The sequence below is a fragment of the Nocardiopsis sp. CNZ308 genome (assembly GCF_004217075.1).
This window is the reverse complement of the sequence record NZ_SHKJ01000001.1, coordinates 1,381,259-1,402,176: the sequence shown is the minus strand read 5'-3', so window position 1 is coordinate 1,402,176 and position 20,918 is coordinate 1,381,259. Positions and strand designations below refer to the sequence as shown.

19 protein-coding genes are annotated in these 20,918 nt (G+C 71.0%); 10 read left to right on the top strand and 9 right to left on the bottom strand.

Going from position 1 to position 20,918, the window contains the following annotated elements; translation table 11 throughout:
• Nucleotides 1-21: 21 nt before the first annotated feature.
• Together EV372_RS05975 and EV372_RS05970 are read left to right on the top strand one after the other, a co-directional pair.
• Nucleotides 22-411 carry a TFIIB-type zinc ribbon-containing protein gene (locus EV372_RS05975; protein ID WP_130395179.1) on the top strand — a complete coding sequence of 130 codons (390 nt, stop codon included), beginning with the start codon at nt 22-24 and terminating at the stop codon, nt 409-411.
• Between the two features lie 34 nt (nt 412-445).
• Nucleotides 446-1,087 carry an AAA family ATPase gene (locus tag EV372_RS05970; protein WP_130395178.1) on the top strand — a complete coding sequence of 214 codons (642 nt, stop codon included), beginning with the start codon at nt 446-448 and terminating at the stop codon, nt 1,085-1,087.
• A 486-nt stretch (nt 1,088-1,573) separates the two neighbouring features.
• Here EV372_RS05970 and EV372_RS05965 read toward each other — a convergent pair whose 3' ends face one another.
• The 6 genes from EV372_RS05965 to EV372_RS05940 all read right to left on the bottom strand — a co-directional run bounded on the left by EV372_RS05965 (nt 1,574) and on the right by EV372_RS05940 (nt 10,922).
• Nucleotides 1,574-2,866, bottom strand: coding sequence for an HNH endonuclease signature motif containing protein (locus EV372_RS05965; RefSeq protein ID WP_130398783.1), 1,293 nt, complete (start codon nt 2,864-2,866; stop codon nt 1,574-1,576).
• A 683-nt stretch (nt 2,867-3,549) separates the two neighbouring features.
• On the bottom strand, nt 3,550-4,809 hold the full coding sequence (locus tag EV372_RS05960; RefSeq protein WP_130398782.1) for a chemotaxis protein CheA: 1,260 nt from the start codon (nt 4,807-4,809) through the stop codon (nt 3,550-3,552).
• 337 nt (nt 4,810-5,146) lie between these two features.
• A complete protein-coding gene (locus EV372_RS05955) occupies nt 5,147-6,589 on the bottom strand; it encodes a dicarboxylate/amino acid:cation symporter (RefSeq protein ID WP_130395177.1) in 1,443 nt (480 codons plus the stop codon).
• Nucleotides 6,590-7,239: 650 nt separating this feature from the next.
• Nucleotides 7,240-9,009 carry an ATP-binding protein gene (locus EV372_RS05950; protein ID WP_130395176.1) on the bottom strand — a complete coding sequence of 590 codons (1,770 nt, stop codon included), beginning with the start codon at nt 9,007-9,009 and terminating at the stop codon, nt 7,240-7,242.
• 81 nt (nt 9,010-9,090) lie between these two features.
• Nucleotides 9,091-9,315: an acyl-CoA carboxylase subunit epsilon gene (locus EV372_RS05945; RefSeq protein ID WP_130395175.1), complete on the bottom strand. Its 225-nt coding sequence runs from the start codon at nt 9,313-9,315 to the stop codon at nt 9,091-9,093.
• Nucleotides 9,312-10,922 (bottom strand): acyl-CoA carboxylase subunit beta, encoded by a 1,611-nt coding sequence (locus EV372_RS05940; protein WP_130395174.1) that lies wholly within the window; start codon nt 10,920-10,922, stop codon nt 9,312-9,314. The genes EV372_RS05945 and EV372_RS05940 overlap by 4 nt, the downstream gene beginning before the upstream one ends.
• 311 nt (nt 10,923-11,233) lie before the next feature.
• Between EV372_RS05940 and EV372_RS05935 the strand changes: the two genes are divergently transcribed.
• A complete protein-coding gene (locus tag EV372_RS05935) occupies nt 11,234-13,879 on the top strand; it encodes a phosphoenolpyruvate carboxylase (RefSeq protein WP_275101103.1) in 2,646 nt (881 codons plus the stop codon).
• Nucleotides 13,880-13,957: 78 nt separating this feature from the next.
• Here the strand turns inward: EV372_RS05935 and EV372_RS05930 are convergent, their stop codons facing one another.
• Nucleotides 13,958-14,512 carry a Uma2 family endonuclease gene (locus tag EV372_RS05930; protein WP_253794956.1) on the bottom strand — a complete coding sequence of 185 codons (555 nt, stop codon included), beginning with the start codon at nt 14,510-14,512 and terminating at the stop codon, nt 13,958-13,960.
• Nucleotides 14,513-14,695: 183 nt separating this feature from the next.
• Between EV372_RS05930 and EV372_RS05925 the strand changes: the two genes are divergently transcribed.
• The 4 genes from EV372_RS05925 to EV372_RS05910 all read left to right on the top strand — a co-directional run bounded on the left by EV372_RS05925 (nt 14,696) and on the right by EV372_RS05910 (nt 18,033).
• Nucleotides 14,696-15,556, top strand: coding sequence for a biotin--[acetyl-CoA-carboxylase] ligase (locus EV372_RS05925; RefSeq protein ID WP_130395172.1), 861 nt, complete (start codon nt 14,696-14,698; stop codon nt 15,554-15,556).
• A gap of 243 nt (nt 15,557-15,799) precedes the next feature.
• On the top strand, nt 15,800-16,783 hold the full coding sequence (locus tag EV372_RS05920; RefSeq protein ID WP_130395171.1) for an adenylate/guanylate cyclase domain-containing protein: 984 nt from the start codon (nt 15,800-15,802) through the stop codon (nt 16,781-16,783).
• A gap of 103 nt (nt 16,784-16,886) precedes the next feature.
• Nucleotides 16,887-17,522: an MBL fold metallo-hydrolase gene (locus EV372_RS05915; protein ID WP_130395170.1), complete on the top strand. Its 636-nt coding sequence runs from the start codon at nt 16,887-16,889 to the stop codon at nt 17,520-17,522.
• A gap of 178 nt (nt 17,523-17,700) precedes the next feature.
• Nucleotides 17,701-18,033, top strand: coding sequence for a hypothetical protein (locus EV372_RS05910; RefSeq protein ID WP_130395169.1), 333 nt, complete (start codon nt 17,701-17,703; stop codon nt 18,031-18,033).
• 217 nt (nt 18,034-18,250) lie between these two features.
• Here the strand turns inward: EV372_RS05910 and EV372_RS29330 are convergent, their stop codons facing one another.
• Together EV372_RS29330 and EV372_RS05905 are read right to left on the bottom strand one after the other, a co-directional pair.
• Entirely contained in the window at nt 18,251-18,376 is a 126-nt protein-coding gene (locus EV372_RS29330; RefSeq protein WP_263364055.1) for a hypothetical protein, read from the bottom strand.
• A gap of 33 nt (nt 18,377-18,409) precedes the next feature.
• Nucleotides 18,410-18,718, bottom strand: coding sequence for a hypothetical protein (locus EV372_RS05905; protein ID WP_130395168.1), 309 nt, complete (start codon nt 18,716-18,718; stop codon nt 18,410-18,412).
• Nucleotides 18,719-18,886: 168 nt separating this feature from the next.
• On the opposite strand from EV372_RS05905, the gene EV372_RS05900 reads away from it, so the two are divergent.
• From EV372_RS05900 to EV372_RS29325, 3 genes are all read left to right on the top strand, one after another.
• Entirely contained in the window at nt 18,887-19,648 is a 762-nt protein-coding gene (locus tag EV372_RS05900) for a helix-turn-helix domain-containing protein (RefSeq protein ID WP_130395167.1), read from the top strand.
• Nucleotides 19,645-19,818, top strand: a complete 174-nt coding sequence (locus EV372_RS05895; protein WP_130395166.1) for a DUF397 domain-containing protein — start codon at nt 19,645-19,647, stop codon at nt 19,816-19,818. The genes EV372_RS05900 and EV372_RS05895 overlap by 4 nt, the downstream gene beginning before the upstream one ends.
• 671 nt (nt 19,819-20,489) lie before the next feature.
• A complete protein-coding gene (locus EV372_RS29325; protein WP_486484097.1) occupies nt 20,490-20,864 on the top strand; it encodes a hypothetical protein in 375 nt (124 codons plus the stop codon).
• The last annotated feature ends 54 nt before the right edge of the window (nt 20,865-20,918 follow it).

Here is a 20,918-nt window from a genome sequence, read left to right as displayed (position 1 = left end):
AGAATCGAGTAATGTCGTTTCGTGATCTGTCCCAAGTGTCAAAGCACCATGCGCACGTTCGACCGCCAGGGCGTCCACATCGACCGGTGTGACGGATGCCAGGGCATCTTCCTCGACCGGGGCGAGCTGGAGCGGGTCGTCAACGCCGAGCAGCGCCACTACGGTGTCGCGCCGCCGCCCGACCCCCACCAGGCTCCGCCCCACGGCTACCCGCAGCAGCACCGCGGCGGTTACCCCGACTCGCCGAAGGGCTACCGGGGCGGCGGCTACCCGGACTCGCCGAAGGGCTACCGGGGCGGTTACCCGGACTCGCCGAAGGGTTACCGGGGCGGTCACGGCGGTTACCCCGACTCCCCGCGCGGCTACGGCGGACGCCGCAAGAAGAGCTTCCTCGAAGGCCTCTTCGACTGAGTCGAGCAGCCCCGACAACCCGAACGAGTAACCCGTGCACCCGCTGATCTGTACCCACTGCGGGGAATGGGACGAGACCCCCGACACCACCGCGGGGGTCTCCGTGTTGCGCTGCGCCTTCTGCCAGCGCACCCGCCCGTTCCTGCGACTGCCCCTGTACTGCGTGTCGGGGCCGAGCGGCACCGGAAAGTCCACCATCGCCGGAGCGCTGCTGGAGCGGCTCCGCGACCGCTTCGTCGTCCTGGAACAGGACCTCCTGTGGGTCGGCGGACTCCGCGACCCCGCCGACCACCACCGGCTGTTCCGCTCCACCTGGCTGCGCACCGCCGCCATGGTCCAGCAGAGCGGACGGCCCGTCGTGCTGTGCGGCACGGTGGTGCCGCCGGAGCTGGAGCACCTGCCCGAGCGCGCCCTGTTCACCGACGTGCACTACCTCGCGCTGACCTGTGAGCCCGACGTCCTGGCCGGACGCCTGCGGGCCCGCCCCGCCTGGCGCGAGTGGGACGAGGAGCGGATCGCCGAGGCCCTGGAGTACGCGGCCTGGGTGGAGTCCGAGGCCGCGTGCCTGGAGCCCCCGGTCGATCTGCTGGACACCACCAGCGCCGAGCCCCGGGAGACCGCTGACGCCGTGTGCCGGTGGATCGAGGAACGGCACGTGCGGGCCGCCGCCTCCTGACCTGATGTCTTCACCTGTCGTCGTTACTTGTCGTCGTTGGCGGTGCCCCGGGATGGTTGTGGGTGTCCGGGGTTCCGCTCAACGCCCTGGCTGCGGGTGGTGGCGGTGGCGGCGGCGCCAGCTGCCGCGCAGTGGCGTGGGAGGGCGACCAACGCTTGCTGTTCGCGCGTGGTGGGGTTTTGCTGCGTTGGCAGCGAAGGCGGCGGGTGTCTGGGGGCGCCGTTCAACGCTCCACCTGCTGGTGGTGGCGGGAGGTAGCGGCGCCAGCTGCCGCGCAGTGGCGTGGGAGGGTGACCAACGCTTGCTGTTCGCGCGTGGTGGGGCTCTGCTGCGGTGGCAGCGAAGGCGGCGGGACTGTCGGGCTCCGGGCAGCGGTCCGGGCCCCTGGGGCGGGGGTGGGCGACGGTGGCAGCGACGACGGTGGGCGCGGGGCCCGCGCCGCTTGCCGGGTGCGGGCATGCCGGGGTTCGGCGGGGCCCGGGGGTCTCATGTGCGCGGTGGTGGATCCGGGTCCCTGCCGGGCGGGTGGTCCCGGTCCCGTCCTGGGTGGTGGTGTGTGCGGAGTTCGCGTTGGTACTTGGCCCGGTTATGCGGCCCACACAACGGTTGCAGATTAGCCACCACCGTGCGCCCACCCCGCGAGAACGACCGCACGTGGTCGGCCTGGCAGAGGGCGACCGGTACTTCGCATCCGCCCGGGTGGGCGCAGGTGCTGTGCCCGTGGAAAGCGGCGGTGCGCTGGCGGGCTGAGGCCAGGCGGCGGCTATGGCCCACGTCCAGCACCTGTCCGGTGGGCGGGGCGGTGAGCATCCGCACCACCTCAGAATCCCCAGCCAGTTCGTGGACCAGCCCGACCGGAATCACCCGACCGTGCTCGTCCAACGCGGGCTGTTCCTGACCTTCGGCGTCCAGGTAGGTCTGCACCGGTACGACGATGCGGATCTGCGCCAGCGGAGCCGGAGCATGAGTGCATCCGGTGTGGGTGGTGGCAAAGCGCAGCGCGGCGATGAGCGCGTCGTGCTCACGCTGGGACCGGGACCGGGTGTCACCCTCCCCGGGTGGGGTGGTGAAGGTGTCGATGGCCGCACGCACGATCAACGCATCCCCAGACCCGCCCCAAGATTGGAGTTGGTAGCTGCCCTGGAAGGTGTCATGGAGTGTTAGTCCACGGGCCGCGTGAGCAGCCTCATGGTCACGGTCCAACCGGTGCGGATCCAAGCGGTAAGCGACCTGGCGGGCCACTGACTGGAGCTGGTTGACCGACAACGCGGGCCGCTCCGCCTTCGCCGCCACCAGAGCCGCTTCGAACCCGTGCCGGTACTCCACCTGATCGGGAAAGTGCTGCTCATCGCGGGCCTGGACGGCCTTGTCGGTGGCCTTGGCGATCGCCACCGCCTCACCCAAGGCCAGAGCGCCCTTCTCCACCGCTTCCACCGTGGCGGGCAACGTCTCCTCGTGCACGTGCTGGGCCAGACGGGCCAAATCCTTGGCCTGAGCGGTGGGCATTTTTCCGTGGTGCACCAGCCACTTGTCCAGCGTGGAATAGCCGCTGTAGCGGGCCACCTCACCGCGTGCGTACAGGCGCGCCATCCGCGCGAGCGCCTGGTAGCGGATCTGGTCCAGCTGGGCCCACAGCGCCGCGACCTCCTCAGCCGCACTCTCGTCGGCCCCGGGCGGCACCTCGGTATTCAACGCCTGGTGGATGATCTCGCGCGCACCGGCCAGCGCGGCCACGGCCGGGGAACATTCCCCGGGGGCCGCCTTGGGCGCTGCGATCATCATCTCCATACTTCTTATTATAGGCCAGCACCCGCCCTTTCTCCACTATTCACAACTCCGAATTCGACGCCTTTCTTTCCGGGGGCTGCTCTTGATTGCCGGATCACATTTAAGGCGGCCTCAAAAGGTGTCCGAAAACGAGCGTCCAGAACGGGAACTCGCCGTTGGTGTCACCGCCAGCCGCCCCAACCCCAGGGGCCGGAGTCGTTGCCCGAGGCTGGAGGGCCCTCTTACCGTTGGCGCCGACGTCGCAGAGCCCGACCACCCCTACACCCCCGGGCGTTGGTCGCCCTCCGGTGGTCGCTCCCGCCTTTGGTGCGGCTGTTCGTCGGCCACCTGCACCCCCCACCCAGCACCAGCCGTTTGCCGAAGACCATTCCACTTCGCGGCAGCTGGTGCGCTTTCGCTGCCGCCAGCAACCCCCGACAGGAATGGCGTAGGGGAGAGACCTGTGGGCGGCCCCTCCCTGCCCCTCAATCCATTATCCTTATTGAGCGTCGAGTGTTTCAGGGCATGCCGAAACGCCCACTGGGTGGGATCCCCCCTATTTCCAGGAAACCATCACCACACCACCCACGACCACCCCCAACCCCCGCCTGTGGAAAACGTGGAAACACACAAAAGACCCCGGGCGGATCGCCCGGGGTCCTTCGCTCGTCATCGTTCCGTCGGCTGCGGGTGGGTCAGAAGTCGAAGCCCCCGAAGTCGCCGCCGCCGAAGTCGCCGCCCCCGAAGTCCCCGCCTCCGAAGTCGCCTCCGCCGAAGTCCTCTCCGGCGCCGACCTCACCGGCGCCCATGCCCATACCCATGCCCATCATCGACCCCATCATGGAGCCCATCATCATGCCGGTGAACATGCCCATCATCATGTTCATGCCGAAGTAGCCGCTCGCGTAGGGAGAGTAGGCCGGACCGGCGTCGTAGTACGGGCGGCGCTCGCCGTCCACCTCGACCAGGCGGACGTCGGGGTGGCCGCCGGTGCGCACCGCATGCGCGCAGTCGGCGCAGGCGGTGACCTCGCGGGGCGCGCCGCCGGGCGGGGCCCAGGTCACGTCCTCCACGGACGGGCCGTGCTGCGGGTTGAAGAAGCAGGGGCCGCGCCGCTCGGGCACCGGGTCGCCGTTGAGGCGGGCCCGGGTGGCGGTCATGTAGTAGCGGCCGTCCTCCAGGGCGCTGGTGACCAGGCGGACCTGCTCGGGCTCGCGGATGTTGTCGAGCTGGGCCTTGGCCTGGTCGTAGGCGTCCATGGCCTGGGAGTAGTCGTTGCGGGTGGCGTCGTCGACCTTGGAGACGTCGATCTCCAGCCGGGCGACGTCCTCACCGAGGCGCACGACGTCCTCGGTGGCCATCTGCCTGATCTCCTCCAGCTGCTTGGCCTTCTCGGCCTCGCGCTTCTTGCGGCTGCGGTGGACGAACCACGCGCCCGCGGCCACGACCGCCAGCAGGAGCCCGAGGAGCACGAACCCGGAGGTGGCTCCGGCAGCCTCGGCCTCCTCGACCTGGGTGGCGGCGTCGGGGACGGCGACGAGGGTGTCGACCTGGTTGCCGCCGCCCTCCCGCATGGCGATCTCCCGGATGGCCTCGGTGTCCTCGACGTTGGGGGACATGACCTGGAAGGTCTGGCTGCCCGCGAACACGCCGTAGACCCCGTCCCCGACCTCGTCCATGACGGGGTTCATCAGGGCGTCGAGACCGGCCTGGGAGGAGATGCTGTCGGTGGGCAGGATCACGTAGTAGACGGGGACGTCCGCGTCGGCGGCCGTCGTCTCCAGGATTCCCTGCTCGGCCTCGGGGATCGCGTCGATGCTCGGGTCGACGAAGACGTTGTCGTTCCCGAGTTCCTCGGCGATCGCCTGGGCCTCGGGCGTTTGGGGCTGGGCGTCAGCCGAGGCGGGCGCCACCGCGGCGCTCACCATCGCCGCCGTGAGTCCGGCGGTCAGCACTGTGGGTGTTACCAAGCGGCGCAACATGATCGTTCCTCTCGCCTCCCTCTCCAACCTAGACGAACGGGCGCCCCCGCGGGGTTCCCCCTGTGCCGGATCTCACCGGCAGTACACGGTCTCATCCGCCTGCATAGCCCACTCGCAGCACGCAGTCTCACCCGTAGCACGCAGTCTCAACCGCACCACGCAGTCCCGCCCGCACACACGGTCTCACCCACGCACACGGTCTCACCCGCACACGTAGTCCCGCCCGCCCTACACGGTCCCACCCGCCCTACACGCGCAGCGGCCCGCCGGAGGTGCTCCGGCGGGCCGCTGCGGACGGGGGAGTGGCTGGTCAGCCCTGGCCGGAGGCTCCGGCGGGAACCTTCTTCACGCCGGGCTCGCCGACCTCGCCCTCGACGTCTTCGTGCGCCTCGTCCAGCGGCACGAAGCCGGAGGCGTCACGCGGCGCGTGGTAACGGGCCACGTCCAGGATGCCCTCGCGCTTGGCGACGATGGCCGGGACCAGCGCCTGACCGGCCACGTTGACCGCGGTGCGGCCCATGTCCAGGATCGGGTCGACGGCCAGCAGCAGGCCCACGCCCTCCAGGGGCAGGCCCAGGGTGGACAGGGTCAGGGTCAGCATGACGGTCGCGCCGGTGGTTCCGGCGGTCGCGGCCGAGCCGATCACCGACACGAACACGATCAGCAGGTAGTCGGTGAGGCCGAGGCTGATGCCGGGGAAGAACTGGGCGATGAAGATCGCCGAGATCGCCGGGTAGATCGCGGCGCAGCCGTCCATCTTGGTGGTGGCGCCGAAGGGCACGGCGAACGCGGAGTAGTAGCGCGGCACGCCCAGGTTCTGCTCGGTCACGCGCTGGGTGACGGGCATGGTGCCCATCGAGGAGCGGGACACGAAGGCCAGCTGGACCGCGGGCCACACGCCGCTGAAGTACTTCACCGGGGACAGGCCGTTGACGCGGGCGAGCACCGGGTAGACGACGAACAGCACCAGCGCCAGGCCGATGTAGATGGTCAGCGCGAACTTGCCCAAGGCGCCGATGGTGGTCCAGCCGTAGCTGTACACGGCGTTGCCGAGCAGGCCCACGGTGCCGATCGGGGCCAGGCGGATGATCCACCACAGGGCCTTGAGCACGATCTGGAGCGCGGAGTCGGTGAAGGCGATGAAGGGCTCGGCGGCCTTGCCGACCTTGATCGCGGCGATGCCCAGGACGATGGCGATGACGATCAGCTGGAGGACGTTGAAGTCCAGCGAGGCGCTGAAGCTGCCGTCGTCGGAGCCGGAGACGCTCGCGCCCAGGCCGAGGAAGTTGGCGGGGACGATGCTCTCGATGAACGCCATCCAGGAGCCGGTGCCCGAGGGCTCGGCGGCGGTGGCCGCGTCCACGCCGCTGTTGACGCCGGGCCGCACGATGAGGCCCAGGGCGATGCCGATGCCCACGGCGACCAGGGCGGTCGCGCCGAACCACAGCAGGGTCTTCCAGGCCAGCCGCGCCGCGTTGGTGACGTTGCGCAGGTTGGCGATGGAGGAGATGACGGCGAGGACGATCAGCGGCGGGACGATGGTCCGCAGCAGCGTGACGAAGGTCGAGCCGACGGTGTCGAGGGTGACGGCGAGCCAGTTGGTGGCGTCACCGGTCTCGGGGTCGGGCGGACTGAGCTGGAAGGCGACGGCGCCCAGGACGACGCCGAGGACCAGGCCCGCCAGGACCTGTGCCGCGAATGGGAAACGAAGGGTTCTGCGCTTCTTGGGCGCGTCTGTGCTCTGTGCGGACACGGGATGGGACTCCAGTGGTGGTGAAGGCAGCCGGAGGGGTACGCACGGCGGAGCGGTCGGCGCCGCCGGGGCTTCCGGCACGGGGAACGGCGGGCATCACCGAGGGGATGGTGACGCGGGGAGAAGGGTGCGCGGCGCGCTGCCCGCAAGGGCGCGCGTGGACCTAGCGACACGCCTGACAGCCGCGGCGGCACAGGTCGATGTGCCACCGTCGCGTCAGTCCCCAGATGTTCGTCACAGACAAGGACAATAACGTTCGTTCCTTATCTATTCCATACGAGGGTGTCGACAACTTCCTGTCCCTGGCGCCACATCGTCCACTCCACGGGCACTGCGGCGCGTTCCGCCCGGCGCGGATGCGTCGAGGATCACTCGCAGCGCGAAGCGAGAGTCGCGAAAGCCCGCGCGGGACGCCCAGGCGTGGACACGCTCCGTTCCAGGGTGAGCGCTCCGTGTCCCGGGAGGGCCGGTGCTGTTCGACCCCGTCAACAGCGGGTACGTGAACGTCGGTGTCCACCGGCGTCGTGCGCGGGTCGGCGCACCCTGTGATCTGGACATCGGCCCGACCGGCATCCTGAACCGCTGACCGCGTGCGCGGGGGAGGCGCCGGCGGCCGGTGCCTCCCCCTTCACCCGAGCGTGGCGCGGACGCTAGGCGTCCTTGATCTCGCAGACCACCGCGCCGTTGCCCACGGTCTCGCCCGCGGCGATCCTCAGGCCCGTCACCGTCCCGGCCTTGTGCGCGTTGAGCGGCTGCTCCATCTTCATCGCCTCGATGACGACCACGGTGTCGCCCTCGGCGACCTGCTGGCCCTCCTCGGCCACCAGCTTGACCACGGTGCCCTGCATCGGCGAGACCAGCGAGTCGCCGCCCGCGGCCACGGTGTTCCCGCCGCCCCTGCGCGCGGTCCGCTTCCTGCGGCTCTGCCCGCCACCGGCGGGGGCGGTGGCCGAGGCGCCCAGCCCGGCGGGCAGGACCACCTCCACGCGCTTGCCGCCCACCTCGACGGTGACCCTCTCGCGCTCGGCCTCGACCGGCTCGCCCGGGGTGCCCGACCACGGCTCGATGGTGTTCTCGAACTCGGTCTCGATCCACCGGGTGTACACCCCGAACGGCTGCTCGGGGTCGGCCGGGGCGAAGGCCGGGTCGCTCACCACGGCCTGGTGGAACGGGATCACCGTGGGCATCCCGCCGACCGTGAACTCGGCCAGGGCCCGCCGCGAGCGCTGGAGCGCCTCCTGGCGGGTGCGGCCCGTCACCACGAGCTTGGCGACCATCGAGTCGAAGGCCTGGGGCACCGTGAACCCGGCCTCGCAGCCGGTGTCCACGCGCACGCCCGGGCCGCCGGGCAGGTTCAGCTCGGTGATGGTGCCCGGAGCGGGCATGAAGTTCCGTCCGGCGTCCTCGGCGTTGATGCGGAACTCGAAGGAGTGCCCGCGCACCTCGGGGTCGCCGTAGCCCAGCTCCTCGCCGTCGGCGATGCGGAACATCTCCCGCACCAGGTCGATCCCGGTGACCTCCTCGGTCACGGGGTGCTCGACCTGGAGGCGGGTGTTGACCTCCAGGAAGGAGATGGTGCCGTCCACGCCCACCAGGAACTCGCAGGTGCCCGCGCCGGTGTACCCGGCCTCGGCGAGGATGGCCTTGGAGGAGCTGTGCAGCCGCTCCATCTGCTCGGCGGACAGGAACGGCGCGGGCGCCTCCTCCACCAGCTTCTGGTGGCGCCTCTGGAGCGAGCAGTCGCGGGTGGAGACCACCACGACGTTGCCGTGGGTGTCGGCCAGGCACTGGGTCTCCACGTGCCGGGGCCGGTCGAGGTAGCGCTCCACGAAGCACTCGCCCCGGCCGAAGGCGGTGACCGCCTCGCGCACCGCGGACTCGTAGGCGTCGGCGACCTCGTCCAGGGTGTGGGCGACCTTGAGGCCGCGCCCGCCGCCGCCGAAGGCGGCCTTGATCGCGATGGGCAGGCCGTGCTCCTCGGCGAAGGCCACGACCTCCTCGGCCGACTCCACGGGGTCGGCGGTGCCCGCCACGAGCGGGGCGCCGACCTTCTGGGCGATGTGGCGGGCCTGGACCTTGTCGCCCAGGGCGGTGATCGCCGAGGGGGGCGGGCCGATCCAGGTCAGCCCGGCGTCGATGACGGCCCGGGCGAAGTCGGCGTTCTCGGCCAGGAACCCGTAGCCGGGGTGGACGGCGTCCGCCCCGGAGGCCTCGGCCACCGCCAGGAGTTTGGCGATGTCCAGGTAGGAGTCGGCCGGGGTGCTCCCGCCCAGGGAGTGGGCCTCGTCGGCGATCTTGACGTGCAGGGCGTCCAGGTCGGGCTCGGCGTAGACGGCGACGCTGGCGAGTCCGGCGTCGCGGCAGGCGCGGGCGATGCGCACGGCGATCTCGCCGCGGTTGGCGATCAGTACTTTACGCACGGTGGGAAGTCCTTCTGGTCGGCGCGGGGCGGGCAGCGCGCCGTCCGCTCCATGGTGATTCTGCGGGTGGGGATGGCGGGGTCATCGCGTGCTCAGCCGCCAGGCGCCGGGGCCCGGACGCGGCGGGGCGCCGCGCACCAGGCGCGAGCGGTCCCGCCACCCGGACGGGCGTTCGGGGGCGGGCTCCTCGGCGGACCGGGCGGCCCGGGCGCGGGCGGCGAGCACGGCGGTCAGGGCCGCGAGCTCCTCGGCGGTGGGCTCGCCGCGGACCACGGCCAGGTGCGGCGGGTTCTTCGGCGCGCTCACAGCGGGATGTTCCCGTGCTTCTTGGGCGGCAGCTGCTTGCGCTTGTTGCGCAGGGCCTTGAGGGACTTGGCGATCCGGACGCGGGTCTCGGAGGGCATGATGACCCCGTCCACGTAGCCCCGCTCCGCCGCGGAGTAGGGGTTGAGGAGGGTGTCCTCGTACTCGCCGACCAGCCGGGTGCGCTCGGCCTCGACGTCGTCGGCGGCGGCCAGGGTGCGCCGGTGCAGGATGTTCACCGCGCCCTGGGCGCCCATGACCGCGATCTGCGCCGTGGGCCAGGCCAGGTTGACGTCGGCGCCCAGGTGCTTGGAGCCCATGACGTCGTAGGCGCCGCCGAAGGCCTTGCGCGTGATGACGGTGATCAGGGGCACCGTGGCCTCGGCGTAGGCGTACAGCAGCTTGGCGCCGCGGCGGATGATGCCGTCCCACTCCTGGTCGGTGCCGGGCAGGAACCCGGGCACGTCCACGAAGGTCAGCACCGGCACGTTGAAGGCGTCGCAGGTGCGCACGAAGCGCGCGGCCTTCTCGGAGGCGTCGATGTCCAGGCAGCCCGCCAGGCTCAGGGGCTGGTTGGCGACGATGCCGACGGACTGGCCGTCCACGCGGCCGAAGCCCACCACCATGTTCGTGGCGAACTGGGCGTGGACCTCCAGGAAGTCGCTGTCGTCCAGGACGGCCTCGACCACCGTGCGCATGTCGTAGGGCTGGTTGGCCGAGTCCGGGATGAACGCGTCCAGGGCCAGGTCGGCGTCGGTGGCCTCGTCGCCCGGGGCGTCCTCGGGAGGCAGCGGCGGCGCCTCCTCCAGGTTGTTGTCGGGCAGGTGCGAGAGCAGCGTCCTCACGTACTCGATCGCGTCCTGCTCGTCGGCGCCCATGTAGTGCGCCACACCCGACCTGGTGTTGTGGGTGCGGGCGCCGCCCAGCTCCTCCATGGAGACGTCCTCGCCGGTGACGGTCTTGATGACGTCGGGGCCGGTGATGAACATCTGCGAGGTCTCGTCCACCATCACGACGAAGTCGGTGAGGGCGGGGGAGTAGACGTGTCCGCCCGCGGCCGCGCCCATGATCAGGGAGATCTGCGGGATGACGCCCGAGGCGTGGGTGTTGCGCTTGAAGATCTCGGCGTACAGGCCGAGCGCGACCACGCCCTCCTGGATGCGCGCGCCGCCGCCCTCGTTGATGCCCACGACGGGGCACCCGTTGGTGAGGGCGTGGTCGAGGACCTTGACGATCTTCTCGCCGTAGACCTCGCCCAGCGATCCGCCGAAGACGGTGACGTCCTGGCTGAACACCGCCACGGGACGTCCGTCGACCGTTCCGTGGCCGGTGACGACGCCGTCACCGTAGGGGCGGTTGTGCTCCAGGCCGAAGCTGGTGGAGCGGTGTCGGGCCAGGGCGTCGAACTCCACGAACGAGCCGGGATCGAGCAGTGCGTCGATCCGCTCCCGGGCGGTCATCTTGCCTTTGGCGTGCTGTTTCTCAACGGCTCGAGCAGACCCTGCGTGTACGGCCTCGTACCGGCGTCGTTGCAGGTCGGCGAGCTTGCCCGCGGTCGTGTGGATGTCGATCTCGTCCGCGGACAGCGGTTCAGGGGCTTCGGTGGCCATAACTACGCAGGTTAACCGCGAGGGGTCGTCACACGGGAACCCAGCCCGGGTTACCGACGAGTAGGTACACGGCGGCGGGCCTCCGACCAGGGCCGTCGCCGGAGTCCGGGTCCGGAGCGTGCACGGAGAGCACGCAAAGCGCACGGAACGTACGCGCGGGGTCCGCGGCGCGGAACGCGGTATCACCGAAAACGCGTGAGGAAATGTGCTCTCCTTTCTTGTGAGCAACAATGGTTAACGCCCGGGCAAAACATCGAAAATACGCCCCCGCGCACCTGGCGGCGGGTGCGATCTCTGTAGGGTCGGTGACCATGACAGCGGTAAGCGCGGAACGCGACAGTGCACGGCAGGAAGTTCCCGAGCAGCTCAGGAATGACGTCAAACTGCTCGGCGAGATGCTCGGAACGGTCCTCGCCGAAAGCGGCGGCGAGGATCTGCTCGCCGATGTCGAGAAGCTCAGGAGGGCGGTCATCGGCGCCCGCGACGGGTCGGTCACGGGGGAGGAGATCACCGCGATCGTCGCCGCCTGGCCGCTGGAGCGCGCCAAGCAGGTGGCCCGCGCCTTCACCGTCTACTTCCACCTGGCCAACCTGGCCGAGGAACACCAGCGGATGCGGGCCCTGCGCGAGCGCGACGACGCCGCCAACCCGCCCCGCGAGTCCCTCGCGGCGGCCGTCCGCGCCATCCGCGAGGACGAGGGCGGCGAGGAACGCCTCAACGAGCTGATCGCGGGCATGGAGTTCCACCCCGTGGTCACCGCCCACCCCACCGAGGCGCGCCGCCGCGCCGTGTCCACCTCCATCCTGCGCGTCAGCGCCCAGCTGGAGGCCTGGCACGCCTCCCACGAGGGCAGCAGCGCCGCCGCCGAGGCGCACCGGCGCCTGCTGGAGGAGATCGACCTGCTCTGGCGCACCTCCCAGCTGCGCTACACCAGGCTCAACCCGCTCGACGAGGTGCGCACCGCCCTCGCCGCGTTCGACGAGACCATCTTCTCCGTCATCCCGCAGGTCTACCGGAGCCTGGACGCCGCCATCGACCCCGAGGGCACCGGCGTGCGCCCGCCCCGCGCCACGCCCTTCGTGCGCTACGGCAGCTGGATCGGCGGCGACCGCGACGGCAACCCCTACGTCACCTCCGACATCACCCGCGAGGCCGTGCTCATCCAGTCCGAGCACGTGCTGCGCGGCCTGGAGGCCTCCTGCACCAAGGTGGCCCGCACCCTCACCGCCTACTCCAACCTCACCCCCGCCAGCCCGGCGCTGCTCGACGCGCTCGCCTCGGCCAGGGCGGGACAGCCCGAGCTGACGGCGGAGATCGGGGCGCGCTCGCCCAACGAACCGCACCGCCAGCTCCTGCTGCTGGCCGCCGCCCGGCTGCGCGCCACGCGCGAGCGCGACGCCGACCTGGCCTACCCCGACGCCGATGCCTTCCTGGCCGACCTGCGCACCGTGCAGGAGTCCCTGGCCGAGGCGGGCGCGGTCCGCCAGGCCTACGGCGAGCTCCAGCACCTGGTCTGGCAGGCGCAGACCTTCGGCTTCCACCTCGCCGAACTGGAGATCCGCCAGCACAGCGAGGTGCACGCCGCCGCGCTCGCCGAACTGCGCGAGGGCAAGGACCTCTCCGAGCGCACCGAGGAGGTCCTCGCCACGATCCGGGTGATCGCCTGGATCCAGGAGCGCTTCGGCGTGGAGGCCTGCCGCCGCTACGTCGTCAGCTTCACCCGCTCGGCCGAGGACATCGCGGCCGTGTACGAGCTGGCCGCCCACGCGCTGCCCGCCGGACGCGTGCCCGTCCTGGACGTCGTCCCGCTGTTCGAGACCGGCGCCGACCTGGACGCCTCGCCGCACGTGCTCGACGGCATGCTCAAGCTGCCCCAGGTCAACAAGCGCCTGGACGAGACCGGCCGCAGGATCGAGGTCATGCTCGGCTACAGCGACTCCGCCAAGGACGTGGGGCCGGTCAGCGCCACCCTGCGCCTCTACGACGCCCAGGCCCGCCTGGCCGCGTGGGCGGAGGAGCACGACGTGCGCCTGACCCTGTTCCACGGCCGCGGCGGCTCGCTCGGCCGCGGCGGGGGCCCGGCCAGCCGCGCCCTGCTCGCCCAGGCGCCCGGCTCGGTCGGCGGACGGTTCAAGGTCACCGAGCAGGGCGAGGTCATCTTCGCCCGCTACGGTCAGCCCGCGATCGCCCGACGCCACATCGAGCAGGTCGGCCACGCGGTGCTGATGGCCTCCACCGACGCCGTCCAGGAGCGCGAGCGCTCCGCTGAGCGCGAGTACCGCGCCCACGCCGACACCATCGCCCGCGCCGCCCAGGAGGCCTACCTGGAGCTGATCAACACCGAGGACTTCGCGGTGTGGTTCTCCCGGGTCAGCCCCCTGGAGGAGCTGGGCGAGCTGCGGTTGGGCTCGCGCCCCTCGCGGCGCGGCGCCGCGCGCGGGCTCGGCGACCTGCGGGCCATCCCGTGGGTGTTCGCCTGGACCCAGACGCGGGTCAACCTGCCGGGCTGGTTCGGTCTGGGCACGGGCCTGGCCGCGGTGGAGGACCTGGGCGTGCTCCAGGCGGCCTACCGCGAGTGGCCCATGTTCTCGTCCCTGCTGGACAACGCGGAGATGAGCCTGGCCAAGACCGACCGCGACATCGCCGAGCGCTACCTGGCGCTGGGCGGGCGGCCGGAGCTGACCGAGCGGGTGCTCGCCGAGTACGACCGCACCCGCGACCTGGTGCTCAAGGTGACCGGGCACAGCCGCCTGCTGGAGAACCGGGCGGTGCTCTCCCGCGCGGTGGACCTGCGCAACCCGTACGTGGACGCGCTCTCCCACCTCCAGCTGCGCGCCCTGGAGGCGCTGCGGGGCGAGGAGGCCGACTCCCTGTCGGAGGAGGACCAGCAGCACCTGGAGCGGCTGCTGCTGCTCTCGGTCAACGGCGTGGCCGCCGGACTCCAGAACACCGGCTGACCACCGGTCGGCCCGCACGCGCGAGGGCGCCCCGCACCCGGGAGGGGGTCGCGGGGCGCCCTCGCGCGCCCGAGCCCGTTACTCGGGGAAGGCGCTGGTGTCGATGGTGAGGTCGAACGGCTCGGGGAGGTGGATCTCCTTGCCGAAGGGGACCTTCGTGGAGCTGGTGTACCTGCCGTTCCCCGGATCGGAGTAGAGGGTGACCTCGCCCCCGCCGGTCTGCGGGTCCCAGCGGTCCACCAGCAGGTACAGGGGGATTCCGGCGTGCGCGTAGCCCCAGAGCTTGGGCTTGCGGTCCTTGTCCGCGGTGCTCCTCGACGTCACCTCGACCACCAGCAGGGCGTCGGACATCATGCTGTCGGGGTCGTACTCCATGGCCGAGTAGGGCAGGATCACGAGGTCGGGGATGTAGACGCCGGTCCTCATGGGGACGCGCACATCAAGGGTCTGATGGAGGCTCGCGTCCGCGAGGTCGCTTCCATCCCGCAGGAACTCGCGATACATCTCCCTTTGGATCAGGGAGACGATGTGGGCGTGTTCGCGTGTTGGGGGTGCCACAAGAAAGAGCCCGCCTTCGATGATCTCGGCCCGCCACCCGTCGGGCAGGTCCAACTCCTTCCAGGTGCGCAACATGAGCTCCCAGTGAGACGGTGTTCCGGGAGCCGTCTCAGTTTCCGCGATACTCATCTGTCGCGTCACCTCCAGTAGCTGAACGTAGCAACGCACGACCATCAAAGTGCTGGTTTCAGCTTAACGGGCGGCCCTTTGCCGCACAGGGGTTTCCGGACAGGGTTGCGGCGCTGCTGTAATGGGGGCATGGCCAGCGCACACGACCCCTTCCCGCGACCCCCGCTCGACGCGGCGGCCCTCGACGCCGCCCTCGCCCGACCGGGCGGCATGTGGCACCGGGTCGAGGTGCTCCCCGAGGCCGCCTCCACCAACACCGAGCTGACGGCGCGCGCGGTGGAGGGCGCCCCGCACGGCAGCGTGCTGGTCACCGAGCACCAGACCGCCGGGCGCGGACGCCTCGGCCGCGGCTTCTCCACCCCGCCGCGCGCCGCCCTCACCTTCTCCCTCCTGGTCCGGCCCGCGGTGCCCGTCGCCCGGCTGGGCTGGCTGCCCGCGCTCATGGGCGTGGCCGCGGTCGGCGCCGTGCACCGGGTGACGGGGGTCAAGGCCGCGCTCAAGTGGCCCAACGACGTCATCGTCCCCGCGCACCTGCGCTCGGAGCCCGCGACGGCCGACGGCAAGCTCGCGGGCATCCTCTCCGAGGCCGACTTCTCCTCCGGCCAGCCCGGCGTGGTCGTGGGGATGGGCCTCAACGTGTCCCAGGAGCGAGCCGAACTCCCCGTGGACACCGCCGTCTCCCTGCGCGGGGAAGGGTCGGACGCCCTGGACCGGGGCGTCCTGCTCGCCGCCGTCCTCGGTGAGTTCGAGGAGCTGTACACGGTGTGGACCGCCGCCGGAGGCGACGCCGAGGCCAGCGGGCTGGCCGCCGCCTACCGGGACGCGTGCGTCACCATCGGGCGCCGCGTGCGGGTCCACCTGCCCGGGGACCGGGTGCTGGAGGGCGCCGCCACCGGCGTCGACGCCGACGCCCAGCTGCTGGTGCGCGGGCCCGGCGGGGAGCGGGCCCTGAGCGCGGGCGACGTCGTCCACGTGCGCCCCGGTTCCTGACCCCCGCCCCGGGCCCTTCGCCGCCGTCCACAGGGGACTTCGGGCACTCCCGCCGCGACCCTTCCGTGTGCGATCATCACCGGGTGCGGCCGCCGCCCGCGGGCCGCGCGGGCCTGTCGGCAGGCGCCCTGTCAGGGGAAGAACCGCGGGCGTAAGCTGGAGTGGAACCCCGTGCCGCGTTGTCGGCCGGTGCCGAAGTGACTGTTCCCCGCCCCGGCGGGGATGGCCCGTGAAAGAGAACGTATGCCGTCGCGTCCCGACCCGAAAGCGATCGAGTCCGCCCTGCTCGGCGGTGAAGCGGTCTACACCAGGGAGCAGGCGATCGAGCTCGCCGGCGCCGACAACGAGCTGGCCGGGCGCATCTGGCGCGCCCTGGGCTTTCCCAACCAGGGCGACGACACGGTCACCTTCGCCGAGAGCGACGTCGAGTCGCTGCGCATCGCCAACTCCCTCGTCCAGGAGGGCGTCCTGGACGAGGAGGGCGTGGTCCGCTTCGCCCGCGCGATGGGCCAGACCATGGCCCGCCTGGCCGACTGGCAGACCAGCATCCTGAGCACCCTCATCTACCAGGAGGGCGAGGACTCCGTCAGCCCGCTGATGAACCGGGTCAAGGAGCTGCTGCCCGACGTGGAGCGGCTCCTGCTGCACATCTGGCGCAGACAGCTCGCCGCCTCCTCGGCCCGCACCCTCGCGGTGATGTCCGACAACGACGCCGTGCCCAACTACTACCCGCTGGTCGTCGGGTTCGCGGACCTGGTCTCCTTCACCACGCTGAGCCGCGAACTCGACGAGGTCGAGCTGGCCGGGGTGGTCGAGGGCTTCGAGGCCACCGCCGCCGACATCGTGGCCTCCGGCGGCGGCCGCGTCGTCAAGACCCTGGGCGACGAGATCCTCTACGTGGCCGACTCCCCGGCCGAGGCCGCCGACATCGCGCTGCGCCTGGCCTCGGGCGTCAAGACCCACGTGGAGGTGCCCGACGTCCGGGTCGGCCTGGCCGCCGGGCCGGTGCTGACCCTGCACGGCGACGTGTTCGGCACGACCGTCAACCGCTCCAGCCGCCTGACCTCCTTCGCCAGACCCGGCACCGTCCTCATCGACGAGAGCCTCGCCGAGAGCCTGGCCGAGGAGGAGGGGCTCCAGGTGGTGCGGGTGCGCGCCCGGCACGCGCACGGTCTCGGCCTCATCCAGCCCTACGCCCTGCGCCGCAACTTCGAGCCCGCGGGCTGAGAACCCCCGCGTTTTTCCCCGCCCGACCACCGTGTGCGCCGAAGCCCGCCGGGATAGGCTCGGAGACGTCGCACCCGACCGCGAGAGGCCAGGTGGTGAGCCGGTGACCGATCCTTCCCCCGTCCATCGTCTGCGGACCTCGGGTGTCTTCAGCCTTGAGGGCAGCGGTTTCGACGTCGAGAACAACGTCTGGATCGTCGGGGACGACGACAGCGCCGTCGTCATCGACGCCGCCCACGACCACGAGGCGATCGCCCGGGGTCTGGGGGACCGCGAACTCATGGCGATCGTGGCCACCCACGGGCACAACGACCACGTCAACGCGGCCGTCGCGCTGGCCGACCTGGCCGACTGCCCGATCCTGCTGCACCCCGACGACGCCGAGCTGTGGCACCGCGTGCACCCGCACCGGGAGCCGGACGCCCCGCTGCTGCACGGCGAGACGCTGGTGGCGGGGGGAGTGGAGCTGGACGTCCTGCACACCCCGGGCCACACGCCGGGCGGGGTGTGCCTGTACGCGCCCGCGCTCGGGGTGGTCTTCACCGGCGACACCCTCTTCCCGGGCGGTCCCGGTGCCACCGGGCAGCCGTTCTCGGACTTCCCGACGATCATCGCCTCCATCCGCGAGCACCTCGCGGGCCTGCCGCGGGACACGGTCGTCCACCCCGGGCACGGGGAGTCCACCACCGTGGCCGAGGCGGCCGAGAACCTCGACGCCTGGGCGGCACGGGGGTTCTGAGCCGGGTACTGGTCGGCGCCGACCGGCACCGGGCGGGCCGCTCCGCCGGGTCCGCCCGAGGCCCGGTCCGGCACCCGCCGAGCCGGGATCGTCCGGGGCAGTCCCGGACAACGGGGCCGATCAGATCCTTCCGAACCGGTCCTCTACGCTCGGATTGCACTTTCTGGATCGGAGCACCATGAACCCCACCCGTCTCGCCCCCGCAGCCCTCCTCGTCGCCCTGGCCGCCACCGCGTGCGGCCCCGAGCCCACTGCCGAGAGCGAGAGGCAGACGGCCGCGGACACGTGCCAGGAGCACGTCGAGCGCTCGTGGGAGTCCCTGGTCAGCGCGGAGTTCGAGACCTCCTCCGACATCACCGTGACCAGCGACGAGAACTCGTGGGATTACGAGGTCGTCGCCAGCGCCACCACGGAGAACGACGCCGGTGAGGTGGAGCGCGCCGAGTACAGGTGCTTCGCCGTCCACTACTCCGGTGACTGGTTCGTGGTGGATATGCGGGACGCCGCGTAGGAGCCGGACACGGCGAAGGCGCCACACCCGCTGGGGAAGCTCGTCCCCCGGGGGGCACGGCGGAGGCCCGTTCCGGCTGGACGGCTCCGCCCTCTGACCGGGCCCGGGGCGATCGCTTCGGAAGGCCGCCCCGGCCCGGCCAGCGGTCCCGGTCCGGATCTGGTTTCGATCCGGTGCCCGAGTGCCGGACGGTTGTCAACGTGCTGCCGAAGGCTCGTCAGTGGATCCGGAGGGTGTCGATGAGGCGGGCGATGTCGGCGGCCTCGTCGTGGGCGCCGATGGTCAGGGCGAGCCGGTGGACCTCGGTCAGGGCGACCAGCAGGTCGGTGATGAGAGTGGACACGGGGGGTGCGGTTCCGTTTCGGGGGTCGGGGGCTCATCCCGGCAGGGGACAGGGCCCGTGGAGCGTCGGGTTGACGGAGGTCCACGCGCACCCGGACACGGGGCAGTGCCAGTGCGCGTTGGGATGGACCCGGGCGATGGTCGCCTGGGCGCGGCGGATCCGGGCGTCCAGCCCCTGCGGGGTGGCGTCCGAGAGGGGTGCGAACTCGGCGTCGCCCTGGTAGAAGGCGAAGAAGCGCCGGGACGCCGGTGCCCACATCACCCACCAGAGGCGGCGGTGGAGTAAGTGGAGCTGCTGGGCGGCCGAGTACTGCGCGCGGTCGTCGCTGACTTCCCAGGCCACTGCGCTCACCGTTCTCCCACTGCTCACGTCCGAGTCGGGCGAAGGGCGGTCGGTAGTCTCGGCCCTTCACGGGATCAGCATGCGCCTTGGAAGAAGGGTCGCTCCAGCATCTGCGGAGTTTCGGCAAACGCCTGACGGGATGGGGAACCCAGGCGTAACCTCTCGCGTATGGCGGAACCCCCTTTTTCCGATGTGCTCACCAAGTTCCGAGAGCTGAACGGGCTTTCCCAGAAGCAACTCGCGCACCGTGTCCACACGTCCGTGGCCTCGGCTTCCCGATGGACGAATGGGCACGCACTGCCTCAACTGCCGATGGCGGAAAAACTGGACGACGCGCTGGGAGCGGGCGGAAAACTGCTGGCCGCGTGGCGTCAGGCTACTGCGGGCACGGCACTGCCGGAGTGGGCGCGCTCGCTCGCGAACATCGACGCGGAAGCGCGCACCGTTCAGGTCGTGTCGCCCGTCATCGTCCCGGGATACCTCCAGAGCCCGTCGTACGCGACTGCTGTGTTCCGGACCGGATTGTCGTTGGCCACGGACGAGGAGATAGCCGGGCTCACTAAGCTCCGCACGGAACGGCTCGACCAGTTGCCCGGACTCCGGGTGACGGCGGTGTTCCCGGTGACGGCGCTGACCGGGATGGAAGAGACGATACGACGGGAGCAGGCCGCCCGTCTGCTGGACCTGATCGGCTCGGGGCGGGTGGTGGTGCACCTGGTTCCGGAGGGTTCGATTCTGGTTGAGCCTCCTTCAACCATGATGGCGTTCCGGCTGCACTCCGGCGAACTGGTGATCACGAGCGACAACCCAGACGGTAACGTCATCCATGCGGCCCACTCCCATGAGCGGTTGCACGCACTCATGACGGATGCGCTGGCGGTGGCGCTCCCTGCCAGACACTCACTTGACGCACTCAGGGAACTGGTATGAACGACTGGCACAAGAGCAGCTACAGCCCCAACCATTCGAACTGTGTCGAGGCGCGCGAGCACCCGGGAGGCGCGGACGTACGCGACACCCAGAACCGCGAGCTGGGGCAGCTGGAGTTCGCCGCCAGCGAGTGGACGGCGCTCCTGGACTCCCTCAAGCTCCACGGCTAGCGGCCACCTGACCAAGGGCAGTGCCTCCACGTGAGGCGCTGCCCTTCTTCATACCCGCCATAGCGCTCACAAATGATTCCAATTCGGGCGAATAGGATAAGTCTGGTGGAGGGTGAAAACTCACCTGTCCTTTTCCGGCGCGCGCTCTGATCTGGGCTTATGTTCGACCGGGCGGTTTTTTCAAACCGGGTTCGAAGAAAAGTTCGCCATCGCGCGCGGTGTGCCCTAATCTTCTACCCGAACACACAACTCCAGACGCCGAAAGACCCCGCGACGGTTTCCCACCGCCCGGGGTCGTGGCCAGCAACTAAGTACCTTTAACCCAAGGAATTGCCAGCATGCGCCAGTTTAGCGCTGCGCTTCTCAGCCGTGCCCTCGGCCCGCTGATCGCGTTCTTCTCCTCCCCGTGCGGACGCCACTCCACCGTCGTCGGCCGCCGACGCCACTCCACCGTCGTCGGCCGCCGACGACGCTCCACCCGCGTCCGCCGCTACGCTCCCTCGCGGCCCCCTGCTCCCGTGCAGGCCAGCCGGAACCGGGTCCCCTCACGTCGCGCGGCTCCCGAACCTCCCGCGTCTCCCGGGCCTCGCCAAACGCCCGCGCGCACCAGGGTTCCCGCGCCGCGACTCAGGCCGCCCAGCGAACAGATCGACGCAGAGGAAGTCGCCCTCGTGCGCCCCTACTTCACCGCCCACGAAAGCCTCCGCGCCGCCGAGACCCGGGTTCCCGCACCCCGCAAGCCAGAACCCCGCGAACCCGCGCCCCGAACCCCCGCACCCGGCGGGCCCGGCTCCGCTCCCAACCCCGGTGAGACCGAGACCGAGGAGGTGCGCCGCGCGTTCGAGCAGGCCCGAATACGCGCCGCCGCCATCGTCCGGCAGTGGCGGGAGGACCCCGGCGGTGACCTGCTCGGCGGCCCCGTGCCCCGGTTCGGCGTCGTCGGGCCCCCGCGACCAGCGCCCGCACCCGCTCAGTCCGGCGAGTGGGACGAACTGACCTCCCGCATCCGCCTCCTGCTCCAGCAGCGGCAGGGCGCGACGGCGTGAACGCCGCCCAGACGGGGGAGGATCCCGGCCCGCGCCCCGACAACCCTCCAGCCG